Origin of the sequence: Antrihabitans stalactiti, assembly GCF_012932915.1 — a bacterium.
Classification (GTDB): domain Bacteria; phylum Actinomycetota; class Actinomycetes; order Mycobacteriales; family Mycobacteriaceae; genus Antrihabitans; species Antrihabitans stalactiti.
In genome coordinates this window covers 284,042-304,292 of record NZ_VCQU01000009.1, presented here as the reverse complement: position 1 = coordinate 304,292, position 20,251 = coordinate 284,042, and the positions used below count along the sequence as shown (strand labels likewise).

18 protein-coding genes are annotated in these 20,251 nt (G+C 64.8%); 11 read left to right on the top strand and 7 right to left on the bottom strand.

Annotated features, from left to right (window positions below; all coding sequences use genetic code 11):
- The first annotated feature begins 38 nt into the window (after positions 1-38).
- The 4 genes from FGL95_RS24360 to FGL95_RS24345 all read left to right on the top strand — a co-directional run bounded on the left by FGL95_RS24360 (position 39) and on the right by FGL95_RS24345 (position 5,811).
- Positions 39-2,639, top strand: coding sequence for a LuxR C-terminal-related transcriptional regulator (locus FGL95_RS24360; protein ID WP_169591880.1), 2,601 nt, complete (start codon positions 39-41; stop codon positions 2,637-2,639).
- Between the two features lie 82 nt (positions 2,640-2,721).
- A complete protein-coding gene (locus FGL95_RS24355) occupies positions 2,722-3,753 on the top strand; it encodes an alpha/beta hydrolase (protein WP_169591879.1) in 1,032 nt (343 codons plus the stop codon).
- 1 nt (position 3,754) lies between these two features.
- Complete coding sequence (locus tag FGL95_RS24350; RefSeq protein ID WP_169591876.1) at positions 3,755-4,342, top strand: hypothetical protein; 588 nt, start codon at positions 3,755-3,757, stop codon at positions 4,340-4,342.
- Positions 4,300-5,811: a GMC family oxidoreductase N-terminal domain-containing protein gene (locus FGL95_RS24345; protein ID WP_206072248.1), complete on the top strand. Its 1,512-nt coding sequence runs from the start codon at positions 4,300-4,302 to the stop codon at positions 5,809-5,811. The genes FGL95_RS24350 and FGL95_RS24345 overlap by 43 nt, the downstream gene beginning before the upstream one ends.
- A gap of 93 nt (positions 5,812-5,904) precedes the next feature.
- Here FGL95_RS24345 and FGL95_RS24340 read toward each other — a convergent pair whose 3' ends face one another.
- Positions 5,905-7,122 (bottom strand): oxygenase MpaB family protein, encoded by a 1,218-nt coding sequence (locus FGL95_RS24340; protein ID WP_169591874.1) that lies wholly within the window; start codon positions 7,120-7,122, stop codon positions 5,905-5,907.
- Between the two features lie 74 nt (positions 7,123-7,196).
- On the opposite strand from FGL95_RS24340, the gene FGL95_RS24335 reads away from it, so the two are divergent.
- Positions 7,197-7,823 carry a TetR/AcrR family transcriptional regulator gene (locus tag FGL95_RS24335; RefSeq protein ID WP_169591871.1) on the top strand — a complete coding sequence of 209 codons (627 nt, stop codon included), beginning with the start codon at positions 7,197-7,199 and terminating at the stop codon, positions 7,821-7,823.
- A 50-nt stretch (positions 7,824-7,873) separates the two neighbouring features.
- Here FGL95_RS24335 and FGL95_RS24330 read toward each other — a convergent pair whose 3' ends face one another.
- Both FGL95_RS24330 and FGL95_RS24325 read right to left on the bottom strand, forming a co-directional pair.
- A complete protein-coding gene (locus FGL95_RS24330) occupies positions 7,874-8,629 on the bottom strand; it encodes a site-2 protease family protein (protein ID WP_169591868.1) in 756 nt (251 codons plus the stop codon).
- The gene (locus tag FGL95_RS24325; RefSeq protein ID WP_169591865.1) at positions 8,626-9,297 is read right to left on the bottom strand and encodes a hypothetical protein; all 672 of its coding nucleotides are present in this window, start codon (positions 9,295-9,297) and stop codon (positions 8,626-8,628) included. Before FGL95_RS24325 ends, FGL95_RS24330 begins: the two co-directional genes overlap by 4 nt.
- A 149-nt stretch (positions 9,298-9,446) precedes the next feature.
- Here FGL95_RS24325 and FGL95_RS24320 point away from each other — a divergent pair, with 149 nt between their 5' ends.
- Positions 9,447-9,818 (top strand): hypothetical protein, encoded by a 372-nt coding sequence (locus tag FGL95_RS24320; RefSeq protein ID WP_169591862.1) that lies wholly within the window; start codon positions 9,447-9,449, stop codon positions 9,816-9,818.
- 276 nt (positions 9,819-10,094) lie between these two features.
- Here FGL95_RS24320 and FGL95_RS24315 read toward each other — a convergent pair whose 3' ends face one another.
- Positions 10,095-10,565, bottom strand: coding sequence for an ester cyclase (locus tag FGL95_RS24315; RefSeq protein WP_169591859.1), 471 nt, complete (start codon positions 10,563-10,565; stop codon positions 10,095-10,097).
- Between the two features lie 30 nt (positions 10,566-10,595).
- Entirely contained in the window at positions 10,596-11,189 is a 594-nt protein-coding gene (locus FGL95_RS24310) for a hypothetical protein (protein WP_169591857.1), read from the bottom strand.
- A 130-nt stretch (positions 11,190-11,319) separates the two neighbouring features.
- Between FGL95_RS24310 and FGL95_RS24305 the strand changes: the two genes are divergently transcribed.
- Genes FGL95_RS24305 through FGL95_RS24290 form a run of 4 tightly spaced genes read left to right on the top strand, consistent with a single transcriptional unit; the run spans position 11,320 to position 16,620 of the window.
- Positions 11,320-12,609, top strand: coding sequence for an adenylosuccinate synthase (locus FGL95_RS24305; protein ID WP_169591853.1), 1,290 nt, complete (start codon positions 11,320-11,322; stop codon positions 12,607-12,609).
- A gap of 20 nt (positions 12,610-12,629) precedes the next feature.
- On the top strand, positions 12,630-15,221 hold the full coding sequence (locus FGL95_RS24300; RefSeq protein ID WP_169591850.1) for a helix-turn-helix transcriptional regulator: 2,592 nt from the start codon (positions 12,630-12,632) through the stop codon (positions 15,219-15,221).
- Positions 15,222-15,268: 47 nt separating this feature from the next.
- Positions 15,269-16,042 (top strand): SDR family oxidoreductase, encoded by a 774-nt coding sequence (locus tag FGL95_RS24295; protein WP_169591847.1) that lies wholly within the window; start codon positions 15,269-15,271, stop codon positions 16,040-16,042.
- Between the two features lie 38 nt (positions 16,043-16,080).
- Positions 16,081-16,620 (top strand): methylated-DNA--[protein]-cysteine S-methyltransferase, encoded by a 540-nt coding sequence (locus FGL95_RS24290; protein ID WP_169591844.1) that lies wholly within the window; start codon positions 16,081-16,083, stop codon positions 16,618-16,620.
- A 17-nt stretch (positions 16,621-16,637) separates the two neighbouring features.
- Here the strand turns inward: FGL95_RS24290 and FGL95_RS24285 are convergent, their stop codons facing one another.
- The gene (locus FGL95_RS24285; RefSeq protein WP_169591842.1) at positions 16,638-16,868 is read right to left on the bottom strand and encodes a hypothetical protein; all 231 of its coding nucleotides are present in this window, start codon (positions 16,866-16,868) and stop codon (positions 16,638-16,640) included.
- A gap of 61 nt (positions 16,869-16,929) precedes the next feature.
- Here FGL95_RS24285 and yczR point away from each other — a divergent pair, with 61 nt between their 5' ends.
- On the top strand, positions 16,930-18,411 hold the full coding sequence (gene yczR, locus FGL95_RS24280; RefSeq protein ID WP_169591840.1) for a MocR-like transcription factor YczR: 1,482 nt from the start codon (positions 16,930-16,932) through the stop codon (positions 18,409-18,411).
- Here the strand turns inward: yczR and FGL95_RS24275 are convergent.
- The gene (locus FGL95_RS24275; protein WP_338080008.1) at positions 18,408-20,201 is read right to left on the bottom strand and encodes a putative bifunctional diguanylate cyclase/phosphodiesterase; all 1,794 of its coding nucleotides are present in this window, start codon (positions 20,199-20,201) and stop codon (positions 18,408-18,410) included. The two genes, yczR and FGL95_RS24275, sit on opposite strands and share 4 nt — an antisense overlap.
- Positions 20,202-20,251 lie beyond the last annotated feature (50 nt).

Here is a 20,251-nt window from a genome sequence, read left to right as displayed (position 1 = left end):
CCAGGCAGAAAGTCACATTCGGCCAATAAGATCCATACATGGGGACCGTGTGGCCGGCGCTGGGTAGAGCTGCGCAGCTCGATGCGATCGTTGCATCGTTGCGCCTGACGAGCAGCGCGAACGGGGTCGTCCTCACCGGCGGCGCCGGAGTCGGCAAGACGACTCTCGCGAAAGAGGCTGTGCGCGTTTCGGGGAAGCCGTTTCGCTGGGTCGTCGGGACCGAGACCGCGCGCAACGTTCCGCTGGGGGCGTTCGCTCATTTGATCTCGATCAGCAGTCCCATCGAGCCGGCGACGGTGCTGCGTACCGCGAGAAACGAGCTCGTCGCTGGGCTCGGCGGATCGATAATCGGCATCGACGACGCTCATCTGCTCGACAATTTCTCGGCGACGTTGGTGCACCAGTTGGCGATGGGCGGTTCCACAAGACTGGTCGTGACCATCCGAGACTCCGAACTTGCGCCCGACGCGATCACCGCGCTCTGGAAAGACGAATGGCTTACGCGCATCGAGCTGTCCGCGTTCACCAGCGAACAGACCGTCGAACTTGCAGAGACCGTCCTCGGCGGACCGCTGGAGGCATCCAGCGCAGACCGGATCTTCCGCGTCTCCGAAGGAAACCCACTCTTCCTGCGCCATCTCATCGAAGGCGCGATGTCGAGCGGCGCGTTGCGCGAGGTCGCGGGTGTGTGGCAGCTGCGGGGCGAAGCGGCGATCACCCCGCACCTGAACACGCTGGTGGCGAGCCGAATCGATCGGCTGTCGCAGGAGGAACGCCGCGTGCTGGAGCTGCTGTCGTTCTGCGAGCCGCTCGATCTCGACGTGCTGACCGATCTCAGCTCCGAAGAGGCGGTCGAGGCTGCCGAGCGTGACGGGCTTGTCCGTGTTGCGCGCGGACAAGCGGGGCTCGTTGTCCGGCTGGGGCATCCGCTCTACGGCGAGGTCCTGAGCAAGAGCACGCCGATGCTTGCCGCCCGCCGGATCCGCGGCGAGGTGGTGCGGCGAATCTCGGTCCGCAAACCGGAGCACGTCGTCGACAGGATCCGGCTCGCTGCGCTCGGTCTGGACAGCGACTCGCCGCCGACAGCCGAGATCCTCATCGATGCCGCGCGCGACACGCTTCGGGTCGGGGCGATGGAACTGGGCGAACGACTCGCCCGCGGCGCGAAAGACAGTGACGGGGGACTGTTCGCGTCGATCTATCTTGCGTACGCGCTGGCCTGGACCGGTCGAGGAAAGGAGGCCGAAACCGAGCTGGGGCAATACGATCCGGGCGATCTGTCCGAGATCGAGTTGGTCATGTGGGGGCTTCCACGTGCTGCCAATCTGTTCTGGCCGCTGGGTAGCCCCGAGGAGGGGCGAGCGCTCCTCGAACTGATCAGGACCCGCGCGACCGAGCGGATGGTGCATGACCTTCTCGATGCGTTGGACGCGACGTTCATGCTGTTCGAGAACCGAATTCCGGAGTCGCTGAAAACGGTTGCGCGGGTGATGAGTTCGCCGGGAAGCCCACCGCTCGCGCGGGCCTGGGCTGCGTCGAGCGGTGCCGTCGGGCTGGCATTCTCCGGTCGCTTCGACGAGGTCGAGCCGCTGGCGGTGCCAGGTCTCGAAGCTGCTCTGTTGTCCGAGACCGGCAACATCAGATACACCTGCGGACTCGGCCAGACATTTGCGCTGGTGATGACGGGCCGGATCGACGAGGCCGAGAAACTCGCCCGGCATTACGTCGACTTCGCCGAACAGCAGCAGCCCGGCCGCTCGCTGGGAGGGGTGCTGCTGGGTCGAGTGCTGTTCGCGGCTGGACGGCTGGATGCGGCGTTCGCCGAACTGCGCCAGGCCGCCGCGGCACTGGAAGGAACCGGGTACTCGTGGGCGATGCTGGCGCTGGCGAGTCTTACTCAAGTGGCAGCCGCCCTCGGGCGACGCGAAGAAGCGCGCGACGCGATGGAGCGAACCGAACATCTCAACGGCGACAATGTTGGCATCTTCCGGCCGGAGTTGCTGCTCGCACGGGCGTGGATGGCGGCGTGCGACGACGATCAGGTCCGCGCACAGGCGCTGGCGCGTGAGGCGGCGGTTTCAGCAATCGAAGGCGACCAGCTGGCGGTCGCGACCAAGATGCTCATGGCCGCTGCTCAATTCGGCGACGAGTCGGTCGCGGTCGAACTCGGGGAGCGAGCACGAGCGGTGCCCGGCGCATTCGCCGCGGTCGCAGTCCGCATGAGCTCGGCGCTGAGCGCGCGCGACGGTCGCGCGCTCGACGCCGTCGCAGCAGATTTCGAAGAACTGGGCATGCTGCTCATCGCAGCGGACACCTCAGCCCTCGCTGCAACTGCGTACGCCAACTCGGGCGAGCGGTCGAGCGAGCTCGCGGCGGCCGCGGCCGCCCAACGGCTTTCGGCGCTGTGCGGGAATGCGCTCACACCCGCGCTCGCGACCGGTGCGAGGGCGCTTCCGCTCACCACACGGGAACGAGAGATCGGCATCATGATCGCCGACGGGTTGTCCAACCGTGCGATCGCTGATCGGCTCGTTGTGTCGGTCAGAACTGTCGAAGGCCACATCTATCGGGCCTGCGCCAAACTGGCGGTCGCCGATCGCACTGCCCTCGGCGCAGCCGTGAGGGCCGAGAACAGGTAGTCGATTACGCATGTCCTCCGACCGGATACCGGCGAGACTTGCACTGAACAATTTCCAGTCGGGGTGACCGGGAGGGGCTCGGTTGTCTGACTTCACAAGGATCGAGTTCAATGCGGGCGACGGAAAGCCGCTGTTCTTTCTTCGCTTGACGCCGCCCGATCCATACCGCGGTCCGGTGATGCTCGTCCACGGGATGAGCGTGCGGTCCAACATCTTCAATCCACCCGTCGCGAGGCCATTGCCGCACGTGCTCGCCGACGCGGGCTACGACGTCTGGATGCTGAACTGGCGGGCAAGCATCGATGTCGAGCCGAGCGATTTCACCCTCGACGATGCGGCGGTGCACGACCACCCCGCGGCAGTCGCGAAGATCGGCGAAGTGACCGGGTGGGACACGATGAAAGCACTCGTGCATTGCCAGGGTTCGACGAGTTTCATGATGTCGATCTGCGCCGGCTTGCTCCCTGACCTGCCCAAAGTGACGACCGTCGTGAGCAATGCGATTGCGTTGCACGCCGATGTCCGGACCTTGATGGACATCAAGATGCCGTTCGCCATGGGCGCGCTGCGGCATCGCGTCGACGGTATGGATGCGCAGTGGGGATATCACGCTCCGGGGTTCTGGGCGAAGGTCACGCGGTCGTTGATGCTGCTGCACCGAGAATGCCGCAACCCCGTATGCCGGATGTCGAGTGTCGTGTACGGGGCAGGCTGGCCGGTCCTCTGGCGCCACGAGAATCTCGACGACGCGACCCATGACTGGATCAAGGGTGAGGTCGGCTGGGCGCCGATTGCCTTTTTCGAACAGATTCAAGCGAGCCTCAAAGCCGGTGAACTGGTATCGACCGGTAAGTACCCGCTGTCGGTACTGCCGCTGCGATTCGCCTCGCAGATGCCGAAAACGGACGCGCGGTTCGTCTTCATGACGGGTTCGATGAACCGTTGCTTCGTGCCGACCGGGATGGCGGCGACCTTCGACTTCTTCGAAAAGGTCGCGCCAGGTAGGCACACCTTCCAGAAGATGCACGGCTATGGTCACCTCGACATTTTTCTCGGCAAAGACGCTGCGACCGAGGTCTTTCCGTTCATTCTCGACGAGCTGAACAGGGAATGACATGAGCGGGATGACTTTTCACGAGGTAATGACCGGGCAGCTCGCCAAAGGCGTCACCGATCCCCGCAAGGGCTACCGCACACGCGGTTCATCGGGGATCGCGCTACGAGCAAGAATCGACATCGACGACATCGCAGCATTTCTCACGGATACGCACCATCGCGGAAACTTGAACGCTGCGTTCGAGATCCCGCGCTGGGGTGCCCAACATGCAACCAGCAAAGGCGATTTCAACCTGTTCTCTCCGGCTGGGGATCGCGCGTCGCTGATGATCTACGAAGCGCCGATCCTGCTCGACGGCGTCGAACATTGGCTACGCGGCGTCAAGCGGGTCGAAATCGCGGGCCCATGGCGAATGTGGCCCGCCACAACGACCTTGCTTGTCGAGGTACGAACTGCCAAGGGCGGGGCGGGCGTTGTCGTCGCAAGCGGCATTCTCCGCTTGAACGTGTTGGGCCTTGTAGCGTCGATTGCAACGATGCGGGGGACCGGCGTGGTGTGGCCGTTGCGGCACTTCGCGGTTGTTCGCTACCTCACGTTCTTCGCATGGGCGCTGGTCTGCACCTACATCCTGCGGCGGCGGCCATGACCACGAACGGCACTCCCGACGTGGTGATCGTCGGCAGCGGATTCGGCGGCGCGGTCGCGGCATGCAGGCTCGCGACGGCGGGTAAGCGGGTCCTCATGTTGGAACGCGGCCGAAAGTGGAGAACCGAGGACACTCCGGCTGAATCCGGGAAGAACTGGTTCTACGACCCGAAGAATCCCCTCGAGCGTGACGGCTGGATGGATGTTCGCCGGTTGGACGGCGATATGACTGTCGTGTGTGGAGCAGGCGTCGGCGGCGGGTCGTTGATCTACGCCAATGTGTGTATCGACGCAGATTCGAAGGTCTTCGAATCCGGGTGGCCATCGGCGATCAACGGAGCCGTGTTGGCGCCGTACTACGAGCGCGTGTCGACGATGTTGAGCCCGCAGCGGGTCCCCGTCGATCGGCCGGTCAGTCGAATGAACCTGCTGCAGGAGGCTGCCGTCGCAATCGGCGAGGGCGCGAAGTTCGAACGTCTCGAACTCGCCGTCGACTTCGCGAGTTGCACGTTCTGTGGCAACTGCGACATCGGGTGTGCGACCGGCGCGAAGAAGACGCTCGACCTGAACTATTTGGCCAAGGCGCAGACCAACGACCAGACCGAGATCCGGGCGCACTGCCAGGTCAGTCATATCTCCGGGGCGTCCGGCGGCTGGCGCGTGCATTATGTCGACTACTCGTCTGGGAAGGCGGTGCCCAGCGAGATCGTCGCGCCTCGGCTGATTCTGGCTGCGGGATCAATCGGTTCGACCGAGATCCTGCTGCGATCGCGACAGCGCGGGTTGACGACGCTTCCGCGCGCACTCGGCCGAGGGTGGAGTTCGAATGGTGATTTCCTCACTCCGGCCAAGTACAAGAGTCGAAGTCCGCAGCCGACCAATGGACCGACGATTACATCGGCAATCAGCTTTCTGGACGGGTACCCGCCTGCCCGCTTCTTCATCGAGGACGGCGGCATTCCCAATTTGGCCAACGTGATTTTCGAGGCAGACACGAAGCCGGGTCGCTTCTGGGCCTGGCTATCCCGACGCGGCGGTTTCGGTTCCGTCATGCCGTGGTTCGGCCAGGCGATCGACGCCGCTGACGGCGATTTCTATCTGGGAAGGTCGTGGCTGCGGCCCTGGCGAACGGCCATGAAGCTGAATTGGAACCCGGCCCGATCCGAGCAAGCGATCGACGCCATGGAGGAGATGCATGTTCGCCTCAGCAAGGCGACCGGCGGCTACCCGATCCGGTTACCTAGCTGGGGGTTGTTCAAGGGACTCGTCACGCCACACCCCTTGGGCGGATGCAATATGGCGGCATCGCCGGCGGCGGGCGTCGTCGATGATGTAGGCAAAGTATTCGGCCACCAGGGGTTGTACGTGATGGACGGCGCGATAGTCCCACGCGCGATCGGTCGCAATCCGTCGAAAACCATTGCTGCGCTGGCAGAGCGGGCGGTCGAGGCTTTGCTCGCCGATATGTGAACGACTTGTCCGTCGCGAATCTGAGGGGGACCGTCCCGTGATTCCGAAGCTCGCAACGGACCATCGTGTGGCGGTCACGGACGGTCGGTAGCTCTACGCCGCTCGTCCGATGTGACTTGCCGAGGCGCCGATAGTCGTGGCGGCGCCGCCTGTGATGGTCGCGAAGAACGCTGCGTGCTCGCGCGCGCCGCGGTCGGCGGCTCGATCGAGGCCGCCGGGCAAGAATCGCACCGCAGAGTGGGCCGCGTTTATCGGAATCCGAAGCAGTGGGTACCACGGCAGCACGTAAGGAGGCAGACCCATCGACCGCATCGCGCGGGGGCCGAGGACGGTCGCCGTCAACGAGAGATGTTGCGATCGCGCGATGCGGCGACGCAGCTTCGGCAGGCGGTCGTAGGACCACAGAAGCGGGTCGGTCGACATCGGAACAGCCAGAGTCTTGGTCGTCTCGTCCGGATTCGACAGTGCGCTGAGGGTGTGCAGGAGCACTCGGACCGCGTCGCGGAAACTCACTGGTAGCGACTCCTCGTGCACACCGATCAGCCAACCGACGTAACGCGTGAGGTGGGCAAGCGCGTCCAGATCTGCCGGCGAGTACACCATGCCCAGCCCGACGCCACCCAGAACGGGCGTGATCAGTGCACCAACCAACGTCGCGACCATGTCTGTCTGGTTGACCGGCAGCCCCCATTCGGCACTGTTCCAGTCCGGCATCGCAGCGACATGCCGACGCACGAACGCGTGGATGAGCCGGACCCGGATTGTGGAGCGATAGCCGACACCCAGCGGCGACATACCGTCTTCGGAAACGACATCCAAAGCCCATTGCATCGTCTCGGCGAAACGTTGGTTGGAGCCCTTCTCCAGCGCGCCGGTCCGTAGCAGCGTCTTGTTGAAACCGGAGAACATGTACCCGCCTTGCAGTGCGACATCCCGCGCCACGTACATGCCGTCAGCACCCGTGCTGGTCAGGACCTTCGCGCCGCGACGAATCTTGTCCATGTCGACCCAGTCGGGTGTGGCCTCCACTTCGAGGAAGAACTCGCGCAACGGTTGCGGGGCTTCCGGCACGCTGGCGATGCCGTCGGTCAGCGCGCGATCGAACAACGCCCGCATCTCTTTCATCCCGGAAGCAGCCATCCATTCGACCAGCCGGTCCATGGGTTCGTCGCCGACGACGAGGTTCTCCCCGAGTTTCTGCCATTGCTCGGCGTCGGGTTTGCGCAGGCCCAATGCGGTGGCGAACACCTGCACCGTCGCCGGAACCCCCCTGGGCGCGTCGGGATGGCGCGTCGGAACGGTCGGGTTCATCGCGGCTCTCCTTTGAGTCGTCGATTTGGATAACGAATGTGTTCCAAATATAGGGACGGGCTAGGATTCAGTCAATGGCCCGATCAAACGTGGTGCGTGACTACGGCGGAATCAGTGCGCTGGACCGTCGCGCCGAACGCCGTCGCAAACTCCTCGAAGCGGGTAAGCGAATCTGGGGCGAATCCGGAATCGCCGAGGTGACGGTCCGGGGCGTGTGCAGCGCGTCTGGGCTGACGCCGCGGTACTTCTACGAGCAGTTTCCGAACCGTGACGACTTGCTGGTCGCGATCGCCGACCAGCTTCGCACAGAACTGACCGCGACAATGGTCACTGCGAGTCTCGCGGATCCGGGAGACCTCGGTGCCAAGCTGCGCACAGCGTTCACCGCATTTCTGGACGCCGTCGCTGCCGATCCGCACAGTCACCGAATTCTGACAACCGAGTCGAACATCGCGGGTCTTCGCGAAGGTCGCGATCGGATGCTCGACACGATCGTCGAGCTGGTCCTGCACTACGGGCCCGGACTGCTTGGTTTCGAACCCGCCGATCCCGCGGACCTTCGCCGCGGCGCGTTGTTCGTCGTGGGCGGGGTGAATCAGCTCATCGAGGCCTGGCTGCGGGACCCCAAGGAATCGACGACCGAACTCGCAGATATTTGTGTGGCACTCACCCTCGCCACAGTCACCGCGCGGCGCCCGTAGGAACTGTGCGTGAGTTTGGCCCCTCTGGGGGCCAAACTCACGCACAGGACCTATCGCCAGAACTGCGTGAGGTATGCCCCGTTGCTCGACCACCACGACGGAATGCCGGACAGCTCGAAAAGCCCGTAGATGGCGTCGAAGAAGATGGCGTTGATCTGCGGGACGAACAGCACGGCCATCAGAACGAGCAGTCCGTAGGTTTTGAATTGTTCGAGCGCTCGCTGGGTTTCGCGGCTCAACGATGGCTCGATGGCACCATAGCCGTCGAGCCCGGGGACGGGGAGCAGGTTCAACACGGTCGCGGTGACCTGCAGGAACGCGAGGAAGCTCATGCCGAACCAAAATGCCGAATGGGTTTCAGCGCTGCCGAACACCCGGACCACGACCAGTAGTACGACCGCGCAGGCTGCGTTCACGAACGGTCCGGCGAGGCTGATCTGGCGCTGCACCTTCGGACCGAACATCCCGGACCGCACATAGACCGCGCCGCCAGGCAAGCCGATGCCACCCAGCGCGATGAACAGGACGGGAAGTCCGATGGACAGCAGCGGATGGCTGTACTTGAGCGGGTTCAGCGTCAGATAGCCGCGCACCTCGACTTCACGATCGCCCGCGCGCCATGCCGTGTACGCGTGTGCGAATTCGTGCAGGCACACCGAGACGATCCAGCCGAAGACGACGAGAATCACCACGCCCGCTTTGGCGAGCCACGAATCGAGATCAGCGGTCCAAGCGAGCGCGCCTCCCGCGATCGCCAAGGCCACGACACCCAGGAAGATCGGACTGGGCCGCACGGCGGTCCTCATCGAGGCTGGACCAGCTTCCACGGTTCGTGGTGCCGATAGAAGGCGGTCCGTTTCACGCGGCGCGAGTCGGGGATGCCGTCGCGCTGCAGAACCGCCTCCACAGTGCCGAGTTGCATCGCGCGTCCGCTGACCCAGCGCTTGCGGGAAAGGCGTCGCCCGCTGTCGGAGTAGGCACGTAACCCGGGCATCTCGAGGGTCGGTTCCACGTGCACCGCAGCGATTGTTCCGCTGAACAGCCTGGTGTCGTCCACGTATGCCTCACCCTCGAGTTCGGCACCCGCCCGACCGCTGACGACCGCTCGACCGACGATCGCCACGCCGGCATCGTCGCGAATGAGCGGTAGTTCGGCCGGTTTCCCGTGCAGTGCATTGCCTGCCGCAACTGCACCAGTTCCGGTCCGATAGATCTTCGACGCTGGGGTTCGCTCGAAAGGCACGTAGCCGATCTCCAACCCGAGCCGTTCGGTCCGCATCAGTGCCGTCAACACCGCTGCGAGCCCGGAGTCGCCGCCCAAGACGACGAGTCGGGGCCGTTCGGCGGCGTCGATCAGGGGCCATAGCTCGTCGAGTTCGCTCGCCACCGGGACAGTCCCCACTGCGGTCGCGGGTTGAGTGGTGAGCGCGATCGGAACCGGGCCATCACCACATCGCAGGACAAAGATGTCCAAACGTGCTCCTCGACTGGATTGGTCCTCGAATAGATCAAGCGAAAAAGTCCGCTGCCCTGAAACGATAGCCGGAAGTGTGCAACAAAACGGTTGCGGCGGGCGATCAACCTGTAGACCGCCGTATGTGAACACTCCGAAGGTGCAATGAGATGTCTAGGCCGACGCCGCAAGGATTAGTCGTTCGAGTCGTCAACGACACTTGGGAAGAATTGCAGCTCGACGTCGCGGCGATCGACCGCGAGGCCTGGAGCCTTCCCGTAGTCATCCGTGCACGCTCTGCCGCGGTCTTCCGCGCCAAGCAGGTTTCCTACAGCGAACACGAGTGGGGCGTGACCTACCACATCGATGGCGATCGCGATCGGCCCGTGTATTTCTACTTCTACTCCGACCATGACGACGCTGCCGACGGAGTCGAGGTGTGGACGCCGCCGACATGCTGCGCCCGCGTTCTCGCAGTCGCCGCAACCATCGAGGTCGAGGTCGTTCCCGCCGAGCGCCACGCCGCGCAGCACGCTGCCTGAGGCTGCGCTTTAAGCGAGAACTCCCTCAGCCGCCCCCCTTTCAGGATTCGCACCCCGACGCGCCGTGCGACACGCCGAGCCATCTCGGAAAAGGGGTGCGGATCGCCTGTTCGGGCGCCGAAGGGGCGGTTATGCGACTTTCTTCTCGGGCGATGCTCGCGCAACAGCCCCCTCGGCGCGGCGGGGCAGGTTCTGCTGCACGAGCCAGCTGCCTCGGGCGAGAACCTTCTCAGCCGCAGGCTGCGCGGCTGCGCACCGGCGGGGTTGCCTGAGGCCTTAGCCGCGGACCAGCTGTGAGAGCAGTTCGGAGACCACCCAGATTCGGGCGATGCGGTCGTCGACGATCGTGAAGATGTCCATTCCGATTCCGCTGACTACGTGACCGGAAGGCTCGACCGCGCCCGGCATCGGCAATGCGGCAACGTGTTTGCCTGATTGGCGGAACGCGACGGCTGCCTTGTCGCCTGCGTCGATACGGTCGACGACTTCCATCTCCAGGTCGGCGAAGGCCTTATGGGTTGCTCGCGCCCGGTCGACCAATTGGGCGCAGGTGAAAGGTGTGTCGTTGATGATGACCGGATCGGCGTATGCGGACCGGAAGAGGTCGAGTGCGCTGTCTCCTTCCGGCGGAGGGGTTTCCAGATTTCCAACGCGCGATCCACAGCACCGGTCATGGTCGGCGATTCTATTGCCGCAGCCGCCGGTTGAGCCACAGCTCTCGATCGGCCACAACGACTGCGAGAGCAACTACGGTCCAGGCCACCGCATTCAGGAAAATCACGCGGTCGGCGTCGATGCCGTCGGGCCACAAGGTCGACGTCTGACCGTTCCTTCGGCAGCGTGCGCGAGCAGCGTGATCAGCACACTGCCGTCGGCGCGGTTGAACAGCCAAGCGTAGACCGTCACGAGTGTGGCGAGGATCAGGGTCGCCACCAACGGCGAATTGGATTGCTGCAGTGTGGGTTGCGCGAAGCCGCGCCACGACGGCTCCTCGGCGACCGGACCGTTCAGCGGGTCGACGAGGCGTGACGCGAACACCACGACCAGGCCGTACCACGGATCGAGCTGATCGAAAGAGATGGCCGCCGAGGACAAGTGGGCGTTGGCGGTGATCGTCACGACGTGTATTGCGATGGGCACGCCGAGCGCCGCCACGTACCAGATCCAGTGCACCCGCCAGCGAACGATGCGAGACCCGAGTTCGCGAAATCCGGGGCGACCGTCGGCGATCGCGATCACGACCAGTGCGGCGATCAGGGCGCCGGTCGGGAGGAACGATCCGAACGGAATCAGCGACCACGACAACGCGTAGGCCAGGGCGAAGAAGGCGATCATGCGATGGGATCTGACCCAGCTTGCGGTGGTTCCCATGTCGCCTCGCGTCATCGGTTCGGTCGATAGATACCCGCTCGACTAGACTGTGCTTCCGGCCACTGCCTCCGTACGGCAGTCAGCTGCAGCTCGCCATCGCGGATTGCGCGTTCGATCGTAGGAGATATCAATGCCGGCAATCGTGCTGATCGGCGCCCAATGGGGCGACGAAGGCAAGGGCAAAGCGACGGATCTTCTCGGCGGCCGGGTCCAATGGGTCGTCCGCTACCAGGGCGGAAACAACGCAGGCCACACCGTGGTGCTGCCCAATGGCGACAATTTCGCGCTGCACCTGATCCCGTCCGGCATCCTGACGCCCGGCGTGACGAACGTGATCGGCAACGGTGTCGTCGTCGATCCCGGTGTGCTGCTCGACGAACTCGCTGGACTCGAGCGCAGGGGAGTCGACACCGATCGGCTGCTGCTATCCGCTGACGCGCACTTGATCATGCCGTACCACGTGGCGATCGATAAGGTCACCGAGCGCTTCCTCGGCAACAACAAAATCGGCACGACCGGACGCGGCATCGGACCGTGCTACCAGGACAAGATCGCCCGCGTGGGTGTCCGGGTTGCCGACGTTCTCGACGAGAAAATCTTCACCCAGAAGGTCGAAGCGGCACTGGAATACAAGAACCAGGTGCTGGTCAAGATCTACAACCGGCGAGCGCTCGATCCCCAGCAGGTGGTCGACGAGGTGCTCGAGCAAGCGGACAGTTTCAAGCACCGCATCAGCGACACCCGGCTACAGCTCAACGAGGCGTTGGAGCGTGGCGAGATCGTGTTGCTGGAAGGTTCCCAAGGCACGCTGCTCGACGTCGACCATGGCACCTACCCGTATGTGACCTCGTCGAATCCGACTGCAGGTGGGGCCGCTGTGGGGTCCGGCGTCGGACCGAGCCAGATCACGACCGTGCTAGGCATCCTGAAGGCGTACACGACGCGCGTCGGCTCCGGACCGTTCCCGACCGAGCTGTTCGACGAGCACGGCGCATATCTGGCCAAGCAAGGCGGCGAGGTCGGCGTGACGACCGGACGTGCCCGCCGATGCGGTTGGTTCGACGCCGTCATCGCGCGCTACGCGACGCGGGTCAACGGCATCACCGACTACTTCCTCACCAAGCTCGACGTGTTGTCGAGCCTCGACACCGTGCCGATCTGCGTGGCATACGACGTCGACGGTGAACGGGTCGAGGACATGCCGATGACGCAGACCGGTTTCCATCACGCGCGCCCGATCTACGAAGAGATGCCGGGCTGGTGGGAGGACATTTCGGGTGCCCGCACGTTCGCGGATCTGCCCAAGAACGCCCAGGATTACGTGCTCCGACTCGAGGACCTCTCAGGCGCACATATCTCCTGCGTGGGAGTCGGTCCGGGCCGCGACCAAACGATTGTGCGTCGCGACATCCTCGCTTGATCGACTCATAGGACACCCGCATGTTGTCGCAATGGCCGACGGTGCTCAGGGAAGGGCACCTCGACACTGTGACGGCCGCGATGCGGGCAGCCGACGGGCCGCGGGGCGTCGTCGTGATCGGCGACGCCGGCGTCGGCAAGACGACGTTGGCGCGCAGCGCAGTCAAGAGTGCCCGCGGTATCCGTCGGTGGGTCGCCGGAACCGAGACTGCAAAAGGAATTCCGCTGGGCGCGTTCGCCCACCTCGTCGAGCTGTCGGATCGCAACGAGCCGCACGCTGTCCTGCGTGCGATCCGCGACAATCTGCTGCTCGGCGGCTCGAAAGTCGTCATCGGCGTCGACGACGCCCATCTGCTCGATCACTTGTCGGCGTCAGTGGTCCATCAGCTCGCGACCGAGCGCGCCGCCAACTTCGTCGTCACAGTCCGACTGGGTCGCGACATTCCGGAGCCGATCAGCGCGCTCTGGCGTGAGGGCCTCTTGGTGCGCGTCGACCTGGCGCCGTTCACCCGTACCGAGGTGATCGAGCTGGTCGAGACGGTCCTCGACGGACCACTCGAATCGGTCAGTGCCGACCGGCTTTTCCAGGTTTCGCAGGGCAGCCCGTTGTTTCTTCGCCACCTCGTCGAGGGCGCGATCGAAGCCGGAAACTTGCGCTGTGTCGCGGGAATCTGGCAGCTGCGCGGCGCAACGGTCATCAATCAACAGCTGTCGACCCTCGTCGAATCGCGATTGAAGGATCTCGACGAGGCACCGCTCGCCGTCGTGGAACTGCTGGCATTCGGCGGCACCCTCGATTCGGGCATGTTGCACGCATTACGCGATCCGGCCGCAGTCGAGGTCGTACTCGAGGCGGGGTTGGCGAAGGTGATCGGTGACGCCCCGCACCGCGCGGTCGTGCTGACCCACCCGATCTACGGCGAGGTGATCCGCAACCAGACCGGCACGCTCAAGGCGCGACGAATCCGTGGGGAACTCGTCGGCGCGATGTCGGCGACTCGGCCCGCGCACGTCAGCGACCGGATTCGACTCGCCGCCCTTGCGTTGGACAGCGACCGCGACCCGGATGTCGCCTCACTCGTCGATTCGGGCGGCGATGCGATCACCCTCGGCGATCTCGAACTGGGCGAGCGGCTCGCGCGGCGCGCGCTGCAACTCGGAGGCGGCTTTCGCGCCGCATTGGTACTTGCGCAGGCGCTGTCGTGGCATGGCAAGGCGGCCGAGGCCGAGGCTGTTCTGGCCGGTGTCGACCCCGACACCTTGGACGAGCTCGACCTCGTCATCTGGGCCACGACGAGGGCCGCGAATCTCTTCTGGATGTGTCGCGACGACGCCGCGGCATCGGCGTTGCTCGCCGGTATTCGAGAACGGGTTACGTTCCCGGGAGCCCTCGACTTCGTCGAGATGTGGAACGCCACCTTCACAGATCGGTTGGACGACGCGGAGCGGGCAGCCCAAGCTGTGCTCGCGTCGGTTACTCGCAGTCCGGTGACGCATGGCTGGGCGGCGTTCACGGCCGCGAGTGTGCACATCCAGTGCGGGCGGATCGAGGATGTGGCGGAGCTTATTGCGCGCGGTCTGCGCGATGCGTCGCAGTCGAAGTCAGGGCTGCTTCGGTTCAACCTCGGGCTCATCGAGATTCCCGCGCTGCTGGTTCGCGGCGAGTTCGAAGCCGCTGAGCTGGCCGCGTTGCGCTATGTGGGGTATGCGATCGGCCAGCAACCCGCGCGCGCCAAGGCCGGTGTGCTGCTCGGTCAGGTCCACCTGGAGCGCGGCAGGCTCGAGGCGGCGCGCCGCGAGTTCGTCCAGGCGATCGCAGCGTTGGAGGGAGTGGGCTACGCCTGGGAGTTTCTCGCAGCGGCATTCTTGTGCCAAACGTCAGCGGCGCTGGGGCAGGTCGACGAAGCGGCCGACGCGCTCGCGCGGGCCGAGGTGCTTGCCGGCGATCACATCGCGATGTTCGCTGCGGAGCTGGAAATGTCGCGTGCGTGGCTCGCCGCAGCGCAAGGGCGCACCGCAGCAGCGATAGCGCACGCGCGGCACGGTGCCGACGCGGCCGCGCAGTCTGGGCGCTACACCGTCGAAGCCGACGGACTTTTCGTCGCGCTGCGATTCGGTGACCGCACGGTCGCGCCGCGGCTTGCCGAGCTCGCAAAAATGCTCGACGTCGCGCCAGCCCGAATGCAGGCCGACCATGCCGCTGCGTTGGCCGCCGACGACGGGTCCGGGCTTGCGGTTGCGGCGGCGCAGTGGGAGCGCGTGGGGGCCTTGGTCGTCGCGGCTGAAGCGGCTGCGCAGTCTGCAGTGGCGTACGGGCGGTCCAAGAACAGGCGCGGCCAGCAGGCGTCGTCGACGATCGCGCTACGGCTTGCGGCCGAGTGCGACGGAGCGAAGACACCTGCGCTGATCGCCGAGACACATCCGCTGCCATTGACCGCGCGAGAACGCGAAATCTCGGCCCTCGTCGCGCTTGGGATGTCGAACAAGGACATCGCCGACCAATTGGCAGTCTCTGTGCGGACCGTCGAAGGTCACGTCTATCGGGCTTGCATGAAATTGGATGCCGCGGACAGGGACGGATTGGCACGCGCGATCAAGCGCGCGCTGGGGTAGCATTCTGGAACGTGTTCTAGTTTCGTTGCTGTCGGAAGGATGCCCCAGTGCAGAGGTATGAAGGCCGTCGCGTGCTTGTCAGCGGTGCGGGTTCTGGAATCGGTCAGGGCGTCGCCCTGCGCCTGCTGGCGGAGGGAGCGCGGCTCGTCGCGGTCGACGTCGACGCAGCCGGACTGGAACTGACCGCGAAGGACGCAGGCGACGACGCCGCGGACCGGCTGAAGACCGTGATCGTCGACATCAGTGATCAAGAATCCGTCCGAGCCGGGCACGCCGAGGCGCGCGAGTTTCTGGGCGGCCTGGACGTTTTGGTGAATGCCGCGGGCATCCTGCGCACCGCGCATACGCACGAAATGCCGCTCGAAGACTGGAATCGCGTCATCGGCATCAACCTCACCGGAACCTTCCTCATGGTGCAGGAGGCCCTGCCGTCGCTGCTCGAATCGCCGCACGGCGGCGTCGTGGTCAACTTCTCGTCCACCTCGGCCTATTTCGGCGCGCCGTACATGGCGGCGTACGCGGCGAGCAAAGGCGCGGTCAGCGCATTCACCCATGCGATCGCGCTCGAATACGTCAAAAAGGGTCTGCGCGCTGTCAATATCGCGCCGGGCGGCATCAGGTCCGGAATCACGACGAAGTCGATTCTCGACCTGCCGAAAGACATCGATGGCCAGTTGTTCGCGAAACTCGGCGGGATGGTCGACGGTGGCAACCTCGGCTCGCCGGCGGACATCGCAGGAGTTGTCGCGATGGTGGCGTCCGACGATGGTAAATACATCTCCGGCACCGAGATTCGAGTCGATGGCGGCGCCTACATGTAGGCATCTGCAATGTCGGTGGTCGGGTAGACACTGAAGCCATGACCCCGCTCGGCTACACCTACTTCGACACCGCCCTCGGCAGGTGCGGAGTTGTGTGGAGCGAGGCCGGCATCCAGGCTCTGGCCTTGCCCGAGGTGAATGCGAGTGCGACGGCGCAACGGCTCGCGCGGTACTGCCGTTCGGCACCGGAGCAATCGCCGCCCGAGCCGGTCCGCGCGGCGATCGAGGGTGTCTGCCGTCATCTCGACGGCGCGGTCGACGACTTGCGCTGGATCGACCTGGACTTGACCAGACTGCGACTCTTCGACCGGCGGGTCTACGAGGTCGCCCGGTCGATCGAACCGGGTACGACGCTCACCTACGGCGAGGTCGCCGAGCGGGTCGATTCTCGCGGAGCCGCCCAAGCTGTCGGCCAAGCGCTCGGCCGCAACCCGGTGCCGATCATCGTGCCGTGCCACCGGGTGCTTGCCGCAGGTAATCGCATCGGCGGGTTCTCGGCGTACGGCGGCGTCGTGACCAAGCGCGCTCTGCTCACGATGGAGCAGGCGCCGGGGTTCGACGCGCCGACCCTGTTCTGACGGCCGGACCAGTCCAGTTATGCGGCAGTGGACTGGTGGAAGTCGTCGTGGTCGTCGTGGGCGTGGATCGCTGCGATGTCGGCGTACAGGCGCTGTTGCTCGTAGTCGCCAGGCAGAAAACCGGCCAGTGGTGCGGCAGGTCGGAACTGGTCAAGGTGGAATAGGCCGTGCTTGGAGCTGTGCGGAGCGAAGTGGTAGATCGCCGCTGCGAAAGCCCCGAGGATGAGGAGTGTCAAGATCGTGGTCATGCCATAACCATCCGCTCATCTGGCCTTGCAAAAAATAGCCAGATCGCAAATACTGGACCGCATGGCTATGAGGGTGTTGGGAGTGTCGTCGTTGACGCGCGATCTCGGGCAGTGGCGGCAAGACGATGCGAACGGGCGGCGCAAGACGGCCCGGCCCGCGTACCACGCGTTGGCAGACGGCGTTCGGTTGCTTATCCACGACGGCCGGATTCCACTCGGGGTGGCTCTTCCGAGCGAGCGCGATCTCGCTGCCGCTCTCGGCCTCAGCCGAACCACCATCACCTCGACGTACACGATGCTGCGCGAGGACGGCTATCTGATCAGCAGGCAGGGCTCGCGCAGTACGGTCGCGCTGCCGTCGGGCACTGCCCCGAACGGGCTGATGTTCGCCGCCACCACCGCAAAGCCGGACGCGCCGGCGATCGATATGAGCTACGCAGCATTACCCGCACCGCCAGAGGTCGAAGGTGCGTACGCCGCCGCGCTGAAGGCGCTGCCGACCTATCTGCCGTCGCACGGTATGGAACCGATCGGCATTCCGGTGCTGCGCGAAGCGATCGCCGAGCGCTATCGCCAGCGCGGATTACCCACCGAGGCGGACCAGATCATGGTGACCCTCGGCGCGCAGCACGCGCTGCGCCTGCTGCTCGCGGCGCTGACCGCGCCCGGAGAACGCGTACTGATCGAGCACCCGACCTATCCGAACGGCATCGAGGCGATCCGCAGCGCCGGCGCGCGGCCCGTGCCGGTGCCGCTGCGCCCCGAAGAGGGCAACTCCGGTGGGTGGGACCTGGACGGAATCCGAAGTGCGGCACGCCAAACCGCCGCACGCATGGCCTATCTCGTCGTCGACTTCCACAACCCGACCGGGCTGTGCATGGACGAGGCAGGCCGCGCCGAACTGGCTCGCATTGCCCGCGATACGCGGATGACCGTCGTCGTCGACGAGTCGATGGCCGAGCTCAATCTGGATATGGATCCCGTCATTCCGGCCGCCGCCTTCAATCGCGGATCCGAGTTGGTGACCATCGGCTCCGCATCGAAATCGTTCTGGGGCGGCCTTCGAGTCGGCTGGATTCGGGCCAATCCGTCGTTGATCACTCGGCTCGCTGGAACGCGTGCCGCGGTCGACCTCGGCACCCCCGTGATGGACCAGCTCGCGACCGCATACCTGCTCGCCGAAGCCGAGCCGATGCTCGAACGTCGTCGTGAGCTGTTGCGCGGCCAGCGCACCGCGCTGCTCGACGCGATCGATTCACACTTGCCCGACTGGCGCCCGCTCATCGGCGCAGGCGGTATGGCGTTGTGGGTACAGCTGCCTGCGCCTGTCTCGACCGCTCTCGCCGCGACTGCGCCGAACTTCGGGGTCCTGCTCGCCGCAGGTCCGCGCTTCGGCGTCGAGGGTGCATTCGAACGATTCATCCGGCTGCCGTATGCGCAGAACGAGCAGGATCTTGCACTTGCGGTCTGCGGTATCGCCGCCGCGTACGAGGTCCTCGCGCCGCGAAGCGACGAGTCGTCGGCGACCTTGGTGTGCGTTTAGCGGCCTGGAAGCGGGACCTGCGCGTCGCGCGACAATTGCTTGGCAATGTCGGGCGCGGACTGCGGATAACCGTAGAAGTACCCCTGCGCGAGTGAGTAACCCAGTGATGCGAGGACCGCTGCCTGGTGTTCGTTCTCCACACCTTCGGCAATCACCGGCAGGCCGAGCGAGACGCTGAGCAGCGCGATGACCTCGAGCAGCGGCGGCGCTTCGCCCTCGTCGGTGATCGATGTGATGAAGGAGCCGTCTAGCTTGAGGAAGTCGGTCGGCAGCGTCTTCAGCCGACTCAACGACGAGTAGCCGGTACCGAAATCGTCGATGGCGATGCGAATTCCGCGACCCCGAAGTTCGCCGAGATTCGAGATTGCGGTTGGTGTGTTCACGTCGAGAACGCTCTCGGTGACTTCCAGGATCAGCTGATCGGCGGGCCAGCCGGTTGCGCGGAGGACTTCGTCCACTCGCGCGACATAGTCTTTTTCGACCAGTTCGAGGCCGGACACGTTGACGTTGAGGATCATCGACTGCCCGGGGACCGACTGTTGAATGTCGAGCGCGTCGCGGCAGGCTCGGTACAGCACGAACCGGTCGAGGTTGGCGATCAGGCCGTTCTCTTCGGCGACGCGAATTACTTCCTCGGTGCTGACCGACGGCTGCGTGACCGACTTCCACCGGACGAGCGCCTCGACGCCCACAATCGTTCCGCCGTCGGTGAGGCTCACGATCGGCTGGTAATGCACGTCGAGCGTTTCGCGCGCGATCGCCTCGACCAATTCGACTGCGAGCGGTGGCCGCCGTGACGACTCCAGAACGGTCCGGTTGCGGCCTGCCTGCTTGGCGCGATAGAGACCGACGTCGGCGCGACTGACAAGGAACGACCCGGATTCCCCTGGTTGCCATGACGTCACGCCCGCAGAGCAGCCGAACGCGATCGACTCTCGCATTTGATCGGCGAGTGCGATAGCGCCTTGCTCGGACATATCGGGCACGAGGAGAGCGAATTCGTCGCCGCCGTAGCGCGCCAGAATTCTCGACGGACCCAGCAACTGCTGCCACGAGTCGGCAACCTTCTGCAGTACCGCGTCGCCGGAACGATGGCCGAGTTCGTCGTTGACCGTCTTGAAGCGGTCCAGGTCGAACAGGATCAAGGCCGGACGCAAGCCGGTTCGGGTCGCGCGAGCGATTTCGAGGTGCAGGCGCGTATCGAACCCACGTCTGTTCAACAGACCTGTCAGTGAATCTATGTCGGCATCGGATGCAAGCCTCGCGAGCACGCCGACCACGGCGCCGACCGCGATGGTGACGCCGGATGGCACCAGTCCGGACCACCACGGCAGTCCGTCGCGTGACGCGAGCACGATCATGCAGCAGGCGACTGCAAACACGATTTGAGCGGCAGCGCGCAGCCAGGAAAAGAAGAACGACGAATCGCACGCAACGAACACATAGAAGCTCGCCAACGCCAATGCGGCGGTGTTCGACGTGGATTGTTGAATGGTCGCGCTGATCAGAATCGTGCCCAGTGGGACGAGCAACTGATGAGTGCGAGGGTGTACCAGGTCGCCGATGACCGCAAGTCCGATGCCGAAGACCAAGGCTCCGATCGCAACGATCGCCACGACAACCCGGTTACCGGGCCCCTCGTGCGGCATCAGAATCGCAAGCGTCATACCGAGTACGCCGCCCATTACGAACAGGCCGCCGGTCGTCCGTGCCATCACCGGAGACGTCGCCAGTGCAAATGGCACCCGTGCAGGGGCGCCGGCGTCGTCTAAGACTTGGTGTCGCCGCACGCTGCTCACATTACCGCTCGCTCCCATCCTCCCGGGTTTGCTAGAGGATG

Excerpts from the sequence above, each read along its gene's own strand:
- FGL95_RS24330 (WP_169591868.1), bottom strand. The coding sequence starts at position 8,629 with ATGAGGACCGCCGTGCGGCCCAGTCCGATCTTCCTGGGTGTCGTGGCC.
- FGL95_RS24285 (WP_169591842.1), bottom strand. The coding sequence starts at position 16,868 with ATGACCACGATCTTGACACTCCTCATCCTCGGGGCTTTCGCAGCGGCG.
- FGL95_RS24310 (WP_169591857.1), bottom strand. The coding sequence starts at position 11,189 with ATGGGAACCACCGCAAGCTGGGTCAGATCCCATCGCATGATCGCCTTC.
- FGL95_RS24320 (WP_169591862.1), top strand. The coding sequence starts at position 9,447 with ATGTCTAGGCCGACGCCGCAAGGATTAGTCGTTCGAGTCGTCAACGAC.
- FGL95_RS24305 (WP_169591853.1), top strand. The coding sequence starts at position 11,320 with ATGCCGGCAATCGTGCTGATCGGCGCCCAATGGGGCGACGAAGGCAAG.
- FGL95_RS24290 (WP_169591844.1), top strand. The coding sequence starts at position 16,081 with ATGACCCCGCTCGGCTACACCTACTTCGACACCGCCCTCGGCAGGTGC.
- FGL95_RS24300 (WP_169591850.1), top strand. The coding sequence starts at position 12,630 with ATGTTGTCGCAATGGCCGACGGTGCTCAGGGAAGGGCACCTCGACACT.
- FGL95_RS24340 (WP_169591874.1), bottom strand. The coding sequence starts at position 7,122 with ATGAACCCGACCGTTCCGACGCGCCATCCCGACGCGCCCAGGGGGGTT.
- yczR (WP_169591840.1), top strand. The coding sequence starts at position 16,930 with ATGGCTATGAGGGTGTTGGGAGTGTCGTCGTTGACGCGCGATCTCGGG.
- FGL95_RS24360 (WP_169591880.1), top strand. The coding sequence starts at position 39 with ATGGGGACCGTGTGGCCGGCGCTGGGTAGAGCTGCGCAGCTCGATGCG.
- FGL95_RS24335 (WP_169591871.1), top strand. The coding sequence starts at position 7,197 with ATGGCCCGATCAAACGTGGTGCGTGACTACGGCGGAATCAGTGCGCTG.
- FGL95_RS24350 (WP_169591876.1), top strand. The coding sequence starts at position 3,755 with ATGAGCGGGATGACTTTTCACGAGGTAATGACCGGGCAGCTCGCCAAA.
- FGL95_RS24345 (WP_206072248.1), top strand. The coding sequence starts at position 4,300 with ATGGGCGCTGGTCTGCACCTACATCCTGCGGCGGCGGCCATGACCACG.